12 protein-coding genes are annotated in these 12,438 nt (G+C 30.1%); 3 read left to right on the plus strand and 9 right to left on the minus strand.

Going from position 1 to position 12,438, the window contains the following annotated elements:
* The coding region (gene dcm / locus ABI549_RS01575; RefSeq protein ID WP_348074691.1) for a DNA (cytosine-5-)-methyltransferase at positions 1-970 on the minus strand (970 nt) is incomplete at its 3' end.
* Positions 971-1,135: 165 nt separating this feature from the next.
* On the opposite strand from dcm, the gene dnaX reads away from it, so the two are divergent.
* Together dnaX and ABI549_RS01585 are read left to right on the plus strand one after the other, a co-directional pair.
* Positions 1,136-2,221, plus strand: coding sequence for a DNA polymerase III subunit gamma/tau (gene dnaX, locus ABI549_RS01580; protein ID WP_348074692.1), 1,086 nt, complete (start codon positions 1,136-1,138; stop codon positions 2,219-2,221).
* Between the two features lie 194 nt (positions 2,222-2,415).
* Entirely contained in the window at positions 2,416-2,886 is a 471-nt protein-coding gene (locus tag ABI549_RS01585; protein WP_348074693.1) for a DNA polymerase III subunit gamma/tau, read from the plus strand.
* A gap of 11 nt (positions 2,887-2,897) precedes the next feature.
* Here ABI549_RS01585 and ABI549_RS01590 read toward each other — a convergent pair whose 3' ends face one another.
* The 8 genes from ABI549_RS01590 to holA form a co-directional block, all read right to left on the minus strand.
* Entirely contained in the window at positions 2,898-3,110 is a 213-nt protein-coding gene (locus ABI549_RS01590; RefSeq protein WP_348074694.1) for a hypothetical protein, read from the minus strand.
* Entirely contained in the window at positions 3,097-3,987 is an 891-nt protein-coding gene (locus ABI549_RS01595) for an exopolyphosphatase (RefSeq protein WP_348074695.1), read from the minus strand. The genes ABI549_RS01590 and ABI549_RS01595 overlap by 14 nt, the downstream gene beginning before the upstream one ends.
* 30 nt (positions 3,988-4,017) lie before the next feature.
* Positions 4,018-6,132 (minus strand): polyphosphate kinase 1, encoded by a 2,115-nt coding sequence (ppk1, locus tag ABI549_RS01600; protein WP_348074783.1) that lies wholly within the window; start codon positions 6,130-6,132, stop codon positions 4,018-4,020.
* A 2-nt stretch (positions 6,133-6,134) separates the two neighbouring features.
* Positions 6,135-6,617, minus strand: coding sequence for a histidine phosphatase family protein (locus ABI549_RS01605; RefSeq protein WP_348074696.1), 483 nt, complete (start codon positions 6,615-6,617; stop codon positions 6,135-6,137).
* Positions 6,618-6,654: 37 nt separating this feature from the next.
* A complete protein-coding gene (locus ABI549_RS01610) occupies positions 6,655-8,841 on the minus strand; it encodes a response regulator (RefSeq protein WP_348074697.1) in 2,187 nt (728 codons plus the stop codon).
* A gap of 64 nt (positions 8,842-8,905) precedes the next feature.
* Positions 8,906-10,597, minus strand: coding sequence for an energy-dependent translational throttle protein EttA (gene ettA / locus ABI549_RS01615; RefSeq protein WP_348074698.1), 1,692 nt, complete (start codon positions 10,595-10,597; stop codon positions 8,906-8,908).
* A gap of 90 nt (positions 10,598-10,687) precedes the next feature.
* Positions 10,688-10,870 carry a CAL67264 family membrane protein gene (locus ABI549_RS01620; protein WP_348074699.1) on the minus strand — a complete coding sequence of 61 codons (183 nt, stop codon included), beginning with the start codon at positions 10,868-10,870 and terminating at the stop codon, positions 10,688-10,690.
* Between the two features lie 64 nt (positions 10,871-10,934).
* A complete protein-coding gene (gene holA, locus ABI549_RS01625) occupies positions 10,935-11,939 on the minus strand; it encodes a DNA polymerase III subunit delta (protein ID WP_348074700.1) in 1,005 nt (334 codons plus the stop codon).
* Positions 11,940-11,993: 54 nt separating this feature from the next.
* On the opposite strand from holA, the gene ABI549_RS01630 reads away from it, so the two are divergent.
* The gene (locus tag ABI549_RS01630) at positions 11,994-12,437 is read left to right on the plus strand and encodes a type I restriction enzyme HsdR N-terminal domain-containing protein (protein WP_348074701.1); all 444 of its coding nucleotides are present in this window, start codon (positions 11,994-11,996) and stop codon (positions 12,435-12,437) included.
* Position 12,438: the final 1 nt, after the last annotated feature.

Genomic DNA, 12,438 nt, shown 5'->3' on the forward strand with positions numbered 1-12,438 from the left:
CAATTCCAGTTTTTCCGCCGCCAAGATGAAAACTTCCTCCCATAAATTCTTTTTGAATTTCAAGAGGCAAATCTCGCCAATATCCTTTTTGCGGTACCAAATCTAAAACATCAATTTTACTTTTTGGATATTTTGAACCTTCTGATTTTGGAACATTGCAATCAAATAATTCGCCTTTTTTTAAGGCATCTTTTAAATTATAGATTTTTTTATATGGTTTTGGATATTCGTATTTCAAATCAATATCTTTTCTAATTCCAACAACAATTAAACGTTCTCGTTTTTGTGGAACATTAAAATTTATTGCTTTTAAAACTTCAACCGGAACAACATTATAGCCAATTTCGTCAAGAATCGAAATCATCCCTTGCAAGGTTTTTCCGTTTTCGTGACTTAACAAGCCACGCACATTTTCGCCAATACAAATCGGAGGGTTTACCTCTTTTACAGCTCTTGCAAACTCATAAAATAAAGTTCCACGAGCATCAGCTAAACCAAGTTTTTTTCCTGCATAACTAAACGCTTGACAAGGAAAACCACCAGTAACAACATCAACTTTATTATGATATTCGGAGAAATCAAACGATTTAATATCACCTTCTAAAACATTCCAATTTGGTCGATTATTTCTCAAAGTTTGACAAGCCCATTTGTCAATTTCGTTTAACGCAACGCATTTTAAACCTGCTTTTTCCATTCCAACTGCCAAACCGCCAGCACCAGCAAACAATTCTAAAACAGTATAATTATTATGAGGTTCTACATAATTTGAAACAGTTTCTTGAATATTAGTATCCAAAAAGTCAGCAAACAAGGTGTCTACATCAGATTTTCTATACACACGATAATTACTCATTGGTTCACGAACAGCAGAAAGTTTACCTTCTTTGTCCCAACGTCTTAAAGTTTCTTTACTTTTACCAATATATTCGGAAGCTTCCGAAAGTGTCAAATAATCATTCATAACCAAATTGTTTAACCTTACACAAGGGTTACAAATTTAAAAGAAAAATTGGAATAACCAAACGAATAAACATTACTCTTTTTTATTTTTAACAATATTTATTCATACATAATAAATTGTAATTTGGAATTCGTATTTATTCAATCTATATTTGCTTTCGAATAAATTTCTATGGAACAATTTGTAGTATCGGCTCGTAAATACAGACCTCAAACGTTTAAAGACGTTGTGGGACAGCAAGCGATTACCAATACTTTACTAAATGCTATAGAAACCAATCATCTGGCTTCTGCCCTATTGTTTACTGGACCTCGTGGTGTAGGAAAAACAACTTGCGCCAGAATTTTAGCTCGAAAAATAAACCAACCTGGTTACGATGATCCGAACGAAGATTTTGCTTTCAATGTTTTCGAACTAGATGCGGCTTCCAACAACTCGGTCGATGATATTCGTAATTTGATCGATCAAGTTCGTATCCCGCCACAAACAGGACAATACAAGGTTTATATTATCGACGAGGTTCACATGTTATCTTCAGCAGCATTTAATGCTTTTTTGAAGACATTAGAAGAACCGCCAAAGCATGCCATTTTTATTTTGGCAACGACCGAAAAACATAAAATTATCCCCACGATATTGTCTCGTTGTCAGATATTCGATTTTAAACGAATTACTGTCAAAGATGCAAAAGAACATTTAGCCGAAGTTGCTGCCAGTCAAGGTGTCATTTGCGAAGATGATGCTTTGCATATTATTGCTCAAAAAGCAGATGGTGCCATGCGTGATGCTTTATCAATTTTTGATAGAGTTGTGTCGTTTTGTGGAAACAATCTAACACGCCAAGCCGTAACTGAAAATTTGAACGTGCTGGACTACGAAACGTATATTAACGTAACGAATTTAATTTTAGAAAGTAAAATTCCAGAGTTACTATTGGCTTACAACGATATTTTAGCAAAAGGTTTCGATGGACATCATTTTGTAGCTGGACTAGCTTCTCATTTTAGAGATTTATTGGTAAGCAAAACGCCTTCAACAATTGCTTTGCTAGAAGTTGGCGAACAAGCTCAGAAGATGTATTATGCACAATCTCAAAAAGCTTCACAAGATTTTCTTTTGCAAGGAATAGATTTAGCTAATGATTGTGATTTAAAATTTAAGGTTTCTCAAAACCAGCGATTGCTGGTAGAACTTTGTTTGATGCAACTAGCCTCTATCACTTTTGATGGAGAAAAAAAAAAGTTAAACAATATATAATTCCACCTACCTATTATCGGAATTCAGGATTTTCAATTACTGAAGTTAAAACCGTTAATCAAATCTCCGAAAATGTTTCAGAAGTTGCAACTATCAAGGAACCTGTAACAGCAAATCCTATTGTTGAAGAAATTCAGAAACCTATAGAAGTAGTTCAAAAACCTAAGGTAGATGAGATTGCTTCGTCTAATGCAATGACAAATGCTCCAAAAGTTTCTGCTTTGTCTATGAAAAGTATTCAGGCCAAACGAGAATTGGAAGCGCAGCTAAAACCTATAGAGAAACACCACGATGAGTTACCTACTGAGCCGTTTACAGAAACACAAATGCTCGAGCAATGGGTAAAATATGCCAATAGATTAGGAGATAAAGGATACAAAATTCTTGAATCATTATTATTACTTGATGATCCAAAACTAGAAGGTACAACTATTATTCACGAATTGCCAAACGAAAGTTCTAAAATAGATTTTGATGGCGAAAAACACGACTTGTTAGGTTATATTCGAGGAAAACTACACAATCATAACATTACGATTGAGATAAAAATAAACGAATCTATCGAAACTAAGAAAGCTTTTACCGTTCAAGAAAAATACGATCGTTTGAAAGAAATGAATCCAGCGTTGGAATTGCTAAGAAAAACATTTGATTTAGATTTATAAGTATAAAAAATCTATTCTTCTTTTTTCAAAATTAAACCTAATAAAACAATAAAAATCCCTGAAATCATTAGAAAATTAGAAATTAATGAGTTTTTATCATAAGTATCTAGCATTTCTTGCGTTGCATCTTGAATTGGAATTCCAGCAAAAAAAGTATCAAATAGAATTCCTCCAATTAAAAATAGAACACCTATTATAATGATTATTTTTTTAAATTTTCCCATAATACATTGCTTTTACAATACCATCAGACAATCCAATTTTTGGAACATAAATTTTAGTAGCTCCGCTCCATTTCATCGCTTTTAGATAAATACTTAATGCAGGTATGATTACGTCGGCACGGTCTGTATTTAGTGCTAATTCGGCAATACGTTGTTCGTAGGTTAATGAATTTAAATATTGATATTGTGTGTTCAAGTACATATAAGACAGAGGTTTTTCCTGCAACTTTCCTGACAATTTAAAAATCTTATTTATGTTTCCGCCAGAACCAATTAATGTAATATTATCATATTCCTGAGTATTGATTTTAATCCATTTTTCGATTTCTTCCCAAACAATATCATTTACCATATTATTTAGCAAACGAACTGTTCCGTTTTTGAATGATTTTGAAGCAATCATTTTTCCGTCAGAAAATAAAGAAAATTCGGTACTACCACCACCAACATCTACATAAAGATAGGTTTGTTCGGTTCTTATAAATTGATGTAAATCTGAAGAAGCGATAATAGCAGCTTCTTTTTTTCCGTCGATAATTTCAATTTTTATATCTGCTTTTTTCTTAATAATTTCAGCTACTTCTTTTCCGTTATATGCTTCACGCATAGCCGATGTAGCACAAGCCATATATTGTTCTACTTTATATACTTTCATTAATAATTTGAAAGCTTTCATCGCATCGACCATACGGTCTATATTTTCTTCGGTAATTTCTCCAACAGTAAAAGCGTCTTGTCCTAAACGAATGGGAACACGAATTAAAGCACTTTTGTTAAACTGTGTTTCTTTACCAACTTGCTCTACAATATTAGTTATCAAAAGTCGCATGGCGTTTGATCCTATATCGATAGCGGCATATTTTTTTATTGATATCATTCTTAATTTTAAAATTTTTAATATTAGAATCTAAACTTTTTCAGCAACTACTTCAATTTTATCACGATAATAATTATACGTTTCTAGTTGTGCTCTAAAAATTGAACTTTCTCCTCTCATGCGATATTTATTATCTAATTTTTCTGAATGATAACGGATTTTTACATTTCCTCTCCAACCAATATCAAAAGTATCTATCAATTCTTTTTTTATACTTTGATCATAAATAGGACAAGTAATTTCTACTCTACTATCTAAATTCCTAGTCATAAAATCGGCAGAAGAAATGTAAACTTCTGGTTCATTGTTGTTACAAAAAATGTAAACTCGTGAATGTTCTAAATAATTATCTACTATTGAAATGGCTTCAATGTTTTCGCTCATTCCTTTTATTCCAGGTATTAATGAACAAATTCCTCTTATTATTAATTGAATTTTAACACCTGCTCTACTGGCTTCATATAGTTTGTCAATCATTTTATTATCTGACAAGCTATTCATTTTTAGTTTTAAAAATGCTGGTTTTCCTAAACTTGAATTTAGAATTTCCTTATCTATTAATTTGTTAAAACGAGTCCTTGTATAATGTGGAGAAACTATTAAATGCTTGTATCTATGCACTCTATAATTTATTTGAAAGAACTCGAAAACTTTAGATACATCTTTTAAAATTTGCTGATGTGCTGTAAGCAATGTCACATCTGTATAAACTTGGGCTGTTGATTCATTAAAATTTCCTGTCGAAATAATACCATAACGTTTTAGTTTTCCTTCATCATCAATACGTTCTACTAGGCAAACTTTGCTGTGCACTTTTAGTCCTTTTACTCCAAAAATAAGTTCAATTCCTTCTGTTTGCATTTGCTCTGCATAGGAAATATTACTGGCTTCATCAAAACGGGCTTGTAATTCGATTTGAACGGTTACTTTTTTTCCGTTTTTAGCAGCATTTATAAGCGAACTTACGATTTGGGAGTTTTTAGCCAAACGATATAATGTGATTTTTATGGCAGATACTTTTGGATCTAAAGCAGCTTCTCGCAAAAATTTGATTATATATGAAAATGATTGATATGGTGCGTTTACTAAATAATCTTTTTCTTCTATTTTTTTTAGAATACTTCCTTCAAGGCTTAAGCCTTCAACGGGAAGTGGCAAATTTGTTTTATATAACAAATCATATCTTCCTAGGTTTGGAAAATCCATATAATCTCGGCGATTATGGTATCTTCCGCCTGGAATAATACTTTCTTTTGCATCAATTTCCATATTGCGAAGAAAGAATTTTAACGTGTCTTTTTCAATTGTTTGATCATATATAAAACGTACAGGTTCCCCTATTCGTCTGTCTTTTACACTTGAAGATATTTTTTCTAAAAAACTTTTATTCAAGTCGCTATCAAGTTCTAATTGTGCGTCACGCGTGATTTTTATCATGTGAGCTGAAATACTTTCATAATCGAAAATATTAAAAATATTATGCAAATTATAACGAATTAAGTCATCTAAAAGTATAATGTGTTGTTTTTCATTTACCGAAGGTAAAACTACAAAACGGTTTATCGTTTTTGGAATTTCGATAACTGCATAACGTATTTCTTTTTTAATTTTAATTTTTTCGAGAATAGAGAAAGTTCCTTTTGGTTTCATAACCAATTTTATGGCTAAATAACCTGAAGTATCCTTGAGCAAAGGAAATTCTGCTAAATCATTCAATATAATCGTTACCAATGCTGGGCTTACTTTCTGAATAAAAAAATCTTTTACAAAACTTTCTTGTTCTTTAGAAATTTCGGTTTCATTGATGATATATACGTTCTGATTTTCGAGTTCTTTCTCGATAATACTTAAAATTCTTAAGCTTTCTGATTGCTGACCGATTACAATTTCGGTAATTTCCTTTAGCAATTTCTGAGAAGTGATTCCTCCTAAAATTTTCTCAGCAGTTTCTCCAGCTAAACTTAATCTTCGGATCGCTGCATAACGAACTCTAAAAAATTCATCTAAATTATTTGAAAAAATCCCTAAAAATCGCATTCTGTCTAATAACGGAACTCTTTCATCTGCAGCTTCTTGTAAAACTCTAAAATTAAAAGCCAACCAGCTTTTTTCTTTGTCTATATATCTATTATTATTAATTACCATCATCAAATTTCTTTAGGAAAAATGGTTCGAATCATTTTTCCTTTATTAATATCTTTCCAGCTATTTTGCTCAAATTTTAATTGTACAAATCCTGCTGTTGGAACGTTTGCTATGTATTTATCTCCAAATTTATTAACAAAATTTGTAATTGCCTCATTATGTCCGAAAAGAATTAGGTTTTCTATATTATTATCACATTTTTTTATTTCTTTCTCAAGCTGATTTTCATCGAAAGTATAAAGTTCATCATTAAACTGTATTTTATTTTCATTTATAAGTATCTGATTACAAAACAATAATGCAGTTTCTGACGCTCTATTAGCCGTACTTGATATGATTGTAAAATTTTCAGGAAGATATTTTTTAGCTTCAATCGCTATTTTTTTAATATTTCTTATACCATTATCTGTTAATATTCGATTTTTATCTATAACTGGGGAATTCCAATCAGATTTTGCATGACGTATTAAAATAATTGATTTCATCTTTTTATAAAAAATTTATGCAAATGGTTAGAATTTATTAATCAATATATTTAATTAACATATTGGCTAATTCATATTCTTTAAATGGTTTTACAAGTATATCATTTATACCACATTCCTTGGCTTCAATATTTATTTCCTGTTTATCTGATGCTGTTAATGCTATAATTGGGATTGTTTTACCTCTTTTTCTTAATTCTTTAGATGCTTCAAAACCATTCATTATTGGCATATTAATATCCATTAAAATTAAATCAAAATTATTATTTTCAATAATAGCTAATGCTTCGAATCCGTTATTGGCAATTTGCCAAGTATGTTTGTTTTTTTCTATTAATCTTTTGGTGACTAATTGATTTATGGCATTATCTTCGACAATTAAAATTTTAAGTTGCTTATTACAAGCTACTTTCTCTGCATCTTTCTCTCTTGTATGTGGTTTTTGATTTGCCTCGATATAGGGCAGCTTTACTGTAAATTCAGTTCCTTTATTGACTACACTTTTTACTAATATTTCCCCCTTAAAAAGTTCTACTAATTTTTTAACTATCGACAATCCTAATCCTGTTCCTTTATATTGCTCATGTAAATTAATTTCAACTTGAACAAATTTTTCAAAAATTTTATCTAAATATTCATTTGGGATTCCAATACCTGTATCAATAATATTAATTATCAGAAATTGTTTATCATTTTCAGATATTAAATTAATTCTTATTGTAACTGTTCCATTTTTAGTAAATTTTAAAGAATTACTAATTAAATTAATTACGATTTGTGAAAATCTAGTTATATCAGTTTTTATAGTTTTAGGAACATTTTCTGAGATTTCTATATTTAGAACGTTATTATTTGATTTTGCAATTACGTTTAACGATTCTCTTAAAGTAAATATCTCTTTTCTAATATTAAAATTATCAAAATTAAATTCAAACTTTGTATCTTCTATTTTATATACATTTAATACATCATTAATTAATGCTAAGAGATAATTTGATGAGAATTTTAAAGCTTTAAAATGTTGATTGTTTTTTATATCAACATACTCAGATTCTATAATTTCAGCCATTCCTATCACTCCATACAAGGGTGTTCGTAGTTCATGGCTTACATTAGAAAGAAATTGAGATTTTAGTATTGATGCTTCTTCAGATTTTTCGTTAGCAACTATTAGCTGATTATTAGTCTCAAAAAGTTTTTTATTAATTTGTTTGTGTATTAAGTAACTTCTGTAAAGAAAACCCATTAAAAGTATAAGAAAGAATAATGAAACAATAATTATTAAACTGGTTTTGTTTGCTTCATTAATTATTTGTTCTTGTATTTTTTTTTCAGATTCTATTTTTTGAATTTTACTATTCATTTCCAAAACTTCTATTGTAGTTCCAGCAAATTTAATTTCCTGATTTCTTTCTTTTACATATAATGCACTTTGTAAACTATCATGTTTTTCTAAAAAAGATAAAGCTTTTATATTATCATTATTTTTTTTATAAAACTTATATATTACTTCATAAATGTCAAGTTGATTAGATTTTAATAGCTCAATTTTATTTTCTTTAAATTTATTTATTACAAGATTATAAGTAAATTCTGCTTTTTTAACTTCATTTGTATTTGCATAGTAATTAGCTAACAGTGTATAATAAGTTATATACATCTCATAATCGTTAGATGATTTTACAACAGGTAATATATTATCTAAATACTTTTTTCCTGTTTTAAAATTTGACAAATTGATGTAGACATCGGCAATATTCAGTTCTGTAAATGCTATTTCTATTTTATTTTTACTTTTTTTTGAGTATTTGTAACATTTAAAATAGTATTCCAATCCTTTTTTAGGATCATTTAACTGAAAGTTATATAAATTTCCAATATTATTATATAAATAATCTAAAAGCTTTGTGTTGTCTGACTTATGAGCAAACTCTATTCCTTTTTTATAAAAATCTATTGCTCTATTAAGATCTGAAAATTCTTCATAATTAAGTCCAATGATATTATATGCTTTGGCTGAATTAAGATAGTCGTCATTAGCTAAGGAATATTTTAAAACAATTTGAGCAAATTTTAGAGATTCCTTACAATCTAATCTATCAAAACTTTCAACTGCTTTTTTTAATATTTTAGATGCATCTTTATTATTACGTACAACATCTTGTGCAAAATTACTTTGAGTTAAAATAAATAAGAAGAAATAAAAAAGCAATTTTATTTTCATGTAAAAAGAGATGAAAGGTAAAAATAAAAAAATCCTGAAATAAATCAGGATTTTTTTATAAAAATTATCTTATTAACTTTCTATATTTCAGTCTTTTCGGTGTTAAGTCTCCACCTAGTCGTTTTTTCTTATTTTCTTCATACTCAGAAAATCCTCCTTCAAAATAATATACTTCCGAATCTCCTTCAAAAGCTAGAATATGTGTGCAAATTCTATCTAAAAACCATCTGTCGTGAGAAATTACAACAGCACAACCTGCGAAATTTTCTAAACCTTCCTCTAATGCACGAAGTGTATTAACATCCAAATCATTCGTTGGCTCATCTAATAACAATACGTTTCCTTCTTCTTTTAGTGTCATTGCAAGGTGCAAACGGTTACGTTCTCCACCTGAAAGAGCTGAAACTTTCTTATTTTGCTCTCCACCACCAAAATTAAAACGTGATAAATAGGCACGAGAATTGACTTGTCGTCCTCCCATCATAATTAGTTCCTGACCGTCTGCGAAGTTTTCCCAAATAGATTTGTTAGGATCTATATTAGAATGCGATTGATCTACGTAAGCAATTTTTACCGTTTCTCCAACTGAGAATTCTCCGCTGTCTGTTTCTTGCTCGCCCATTATCATTCTGAAAATAGTTGATTTACCAGCACCGTTTGGCCCAATAACTCCTACAATTCCAGCTTGTGGCAAAGTAAAATTTAAGTTATCATATAATAATTTATCTCCAAATGCTTTGGCAACGTTTTTTGCTTCAATAACATTTGTTCCTAAACGCGGACCGTTTGGAATATAAATTTCTAAGTTTTCGTCTAGTTGTTTTTGATCTTCATTTAATAATTTATCGTAATTCTGTAAACGTGCTTTTTGTTTCGTTTGACGACCTTTTGCTCCCTGACGAACCCAGTCCAACTCACGCTCTAAGTTTTTACGACGTTTTGAAGCTACTTTTTCTTCGAGTGCCATTCTACTAGATTTTTGGTCTAACCAAGAAGAATAATTCCCTTTCCACGGAATACCTTCTCCTCTATCTAATTCAAGAATCCAACCTGCAACATTATCTAAGAAATACCTATCGTGCGTTACAGCGATTACCGTTCCTGCATATTGCGCTAAATGTTGCTCTAACCAAAGCACCGATTCTGCATCCAAGTGATTCGTAGGCTCATCTAATAACAAGACATCTGGTTGTTGTAATAACAAACGACATAATGCTACACGACGACGCTCTCCTCCAGATAAATTCTTAATTGGAGTATCTGCTTCTGGTGTGCGCAAAGCATCCATAGCGATTTCTAGTTTGGTATCTATTTCCCAGGCGCCTAATGAATCTATTTTGTCCTGTAAAGCTGCTTGTCGATCCATTAGTTTGTCCATCTTGTCTGGATCAGAATAGTTTTCTTCAAGACCAAACATATCGTTTATCTTGTTGAACTCATCTAGAACAGCCATTGTTTCGGCAACGCCTTCACGAACAATTTCGATAACTGTTTTAGAATCGTCAAGAATTGGTTCTTGTTCTAAATACCCAACAGTGTAACCTGGTGAAAAAACTACATCGCCTTGGTAATTTTTATCGACTCCGGCAATAATCTTCAAAAGTGAAGATTTACCTGAACCGTTTAGTCCTAGAATACCAATTTTTGCTCCGTAGAAGAAACTTAGGTAAATATTTTTTAGTACTGGTTTATCCGCTCCTTGATAGGTTTTACTCAATTTTGACATTGAGAATATTACTTTCTTATCGTCTGACATTTATTTAGATTAATTAGATTAATTAGATTAGTTAGATTAGTTAGATTGTTAGACTTGTTAGACTAACTTATTTTTTATTAAAATTATATTTTATAAACGTCCTTTTAGAGAACTAAAAACCCAAGCATTTAGTAAAAAACCGAAGCCTACTGTAGCAAAACCCCAACCAGCTATATCAGCGTATCTGTATGCTCCAAGACCAATTAGTATTAATCCCATAATTATCATCATTAAAGTTGCCCATCCTAAAATTGTATTTTTATTCATTCCCATAACTTTCTTTTTTTATTTAATTTGAGGGGTACAAATATCGTTCTTTTTTAAATATTTTTCAATGTTAATTAAAAATCTTAACTAACATTTCTTTCAATAAATCTGACTGTGGCAAAGCATTTGCACCAACACCTTTACTTTTTACATCAATATCTCTTAAAGACGCTACTATTTGACTTACTTTTTTCATAGGATAATTTCGTAAGGCCACATCATAATCTTTCAAGAAAAATGGACTTACTCCTAATATTGGCGCAACTGTTTTAGGATTTCTGTCTTTTAATCCATGGTATTTTAATAATTGAATAAAAAAGCTAAAAATCAAACTTGTGGTGACAACCATAGGATTATCCTTTGGGTTTTGAGCAAAGTGATCTGCAATTTGGTATGATTTTAATTGATTGCGTTCTCCAATAGCTTTTCTGAATTCAAAAACATTAAAATCTTTACTAAATCCTATATTCTCTTCAATAATTGCAGGTGTAATTGTACTTCCTTGCGGCAAAATAATGGCCAGTTTATCTAATTCGTTAGCTATTTTACTTAAATCGAGTCCTAGAAAATCGACTAACATGGTCGAGGCTTTAGGTTCTATATTTAATTTTTTACCTGACAGAACACGCTTTAGCCACTCTCCTACTTGGTTTTCATATAACTTTTTGCTTTCGTAAACCACTCCTTTTTGAGCTAAAATTTTGGTAATTTTTTTTCGTTTGTCTAAAGTTTTATATTTATAACAAATGACTAAAACTGTTGTTGGTTGAGGATTTTCGGCATAAGATTCTAACTTATCTATTGTTTTTACTAAATCCTGCGCTTCTTTTACAATTACCACTTGGCGATCCGCCATCATAGGATAACGTTTTGCATTCGAAACTACGTCTTCAATAGTAACATCACGACCATATAAAACCGTTTGATTAAAATCTCTTTCGTGTTCTTGTAATATATTATGCTCGATATATTCCGACAATTTATCAATATAATAAGGTTCTTCTCCCATTAAAAAATAAATAGGTTTTATATTTCCAGCTTTTATATCATTAATTATTTTTAGTACTTCGTCCACAAAAAGTTGATTTGGTTATTTGGTAATTCGTTTATTTGATAATAGATTTGTAAGATGCAAAAACTGAATTTTCCAACTTATACATTTCGGTTCAAAAATAGTGAAAATAAAGTTTCTATTTTTGATGAAATACGTAAAAAATTTGTGATTCTCACGCCTGAAGAATGGGTACGTCAAAACGTAGTTCGGTTTTTGTTAGAAGAAAAAAAATACGCAAAATCATATATTAATGTCGAGAAAATTATTAAAATAAATAGTTTAACTAAACGCTATGATATTGTTATTTTTCAGCCAAATGGAAAAATATTTTTATTGATAGAATGTAAAGCACCAGAAGTTCCTATTTCTCAAAACACTTTCGATCAGATTGCAAGATATAATATGGTTTTAGAAGCAGAATATTTAATGGTTACTAATGGTCTAAATCATTACTTTTGTAAAATGGATTTCGAAAACGAGAAATATTTATTTTTAAAAGAACTTCCTGAGTTTAAATAAT

Origin of the sequence: Flavobacterium sp., assembly GCF_039932285.1 — a bacterium.
GTDB lineage: Bacteria > Bacteroidota > Bacteroidia > Flavobacteriales > Flavobacteriaceae > Flavobacterium.

What these genes read in the sequence shown, in the direction of transcription:
- dnaX (WP_348074692.1), top strand. Translation starts at nt 1,136, where the DNA reads ATGGAACAATTTGTAGTATCGGCTCGTAAATACAGACCTCAAACGTTT.
- ABI549_RS01585 (WP_348074693.1), top strand. Translation starts at nt 2,416, where the DNA reads ATGACAAATGCTCCAAAAGTTTCTGCTTTGTCTATGAAAAGTATTCAG.
- ABI549_RS01590 (WP_348074694.1), bottom strand. Translation starts at nt 3,110, where the DNA reads ATGGGAAAATTTAAAAAAATAATCATTATAATAGGTGTTCTATTTTTA.
- ABI549_RS01595 (WP_348074695.1), bottom strand. Translation starts at nt 3,987, where the DNA reads ATGATATCAATAAAAAAATATGCCGCTATCGATATAGGATCAAACGCC.
- ppk1 (WP_348074783.1), bottom strand. Translation starts at nt 6,132, where the DNA reads ATGGTAATTAATAATAATAGATATATAGACAAAGAAAAAAGCTGGTTG.
- ABI549_RS01605 (WP_348074696.1), bottom strand. Translation starts at nt 6,617, where the DNA reads ATGAAATCAATTATTTTAATACGTCATGCAAAATCTGATTGGAATTCC.
- ABI549_RS01610 (WP_348074697.1), bottom strand. Translation starts at nt 8,841, where the DNA reads ATGAAAATAAAATTGCTTTTTTATTTCTTCTTATTTATTTTAACTCAA.
- ettA (WP_348074698.1), bottom strand. Translation starts at nt 10,597, where the DNA reads ATGTCAGACGATAAGAAAGTAATATTCTCAATGTCAAAATTGAGTAAA.
- ABI549_RS01620 (WP_348074699.1), bottom strand. Translation starts at nt 10,870, where the DNA reads ATGGGAATGAATAAAAATACAATTTTAGGATGGGCAACTTTAATGATG.
- ABI549_RS01630 (WP_348074701.1), top strand. Translation starts at nt 11,994, where the DNA reads ATGCAAAAACTGAATTTTCCAACTTATACATTTCGGTTCAAAAATAGT.